The organism is Anaerovorax odorimutans (assembly GCF_024459955.1).
Classification (GTDB): Bacteria; Bacillota; Clostridia; order Peptostreptococcales; family Anaerovoracaceae; genus Hominibacterium; species Hominibacterium odorimutans_A.
This window is the reverse complement of the sequence record NZ_JANFXK010000070.1, coordinates 1-812: the sequence shown is the minus strand read 5'-3', so window position 1 is coordinate 812 and position 812 is coordinate 1. Positions and strand designations below refer to the sequence as shown.

The following is an 812-nucleotide window of genomic DNA, read 5'->3' as shown; positions in this document are numbered from 1 at the left end:
TCGATCCAGAACATTTCTCGAACTTTTGAGCAGACGCAAGTGGTACCTGAGACAGATGCTTTGTTTTTCTCGAAAGTTGCCCAGGCAGCGCAAAATATGGAAGGCTATCACTCTTCGACAGCGCTTTCTGGATACACAAAGGCCAAAGTATTCGGAATGCTGAAAGATATTTTAGCAAAAGGAAAGCTGAGAAGATATAAGGCAAACGGCTCCTTGATTATGTATGTGCCAAGTACCATCATGGACGCCCTGGAGCAGTCCACAGAGTTTACGCGTAAGATTGAGATGACTCAGATCGCAGAGGGTGGCCTCGGTATTGAGACTAGAGTGACAGACATTGACGGTGTGCCGCTTATGGAAGTTATCGACGATGAAAGGTTTTACGATCGCTTCAACTTTGATCCGGAGGATGGTGGATTTGTACCAGCAACAGCAACTTATGTAAAGACCACTGACACGGATGTTGTATCAGGCAAGACTTATTATACGGAGTCCAGCGGTACTTATAGCGCCGTGGCATCTCCGACAAAGGCAAATATCGGAACGTATTACGAAAAGACGGAGGGCGCGCATAAGATTAATGTTTTAGTAGCGTGCGGGCAAACCTGTAAGACTGTGCCTAAAATCAGTTCTATTTATTATTTTGAACCTGGCACACACACGGAGGGTGACGGTTATCTGTATCAAAACCGCAGCCTGTCAGATGTATTTGTATTTCCGAATGGCAGAGACGGTAAGATCGACAGCGTCTATGTGGATGTAGATACGACCGAATATACAGGAGAATAGTCATGTATCAGCCATATGTGACC

Annotated in this window: 1 protein-coding gene; it reads left to right on the top strand. The window is 45.4% G+C overall.

The features are described 5' to 3' along the window. Positions 1-789 (top strand): hypothetical protein (locus tag NE619_RS17870; protein ID WP_256133843.1); only part of this gene is annotated, 789 nt, incomplete at its 5' end. Positions 790-812: the final 23 nt, after the last annotated feature.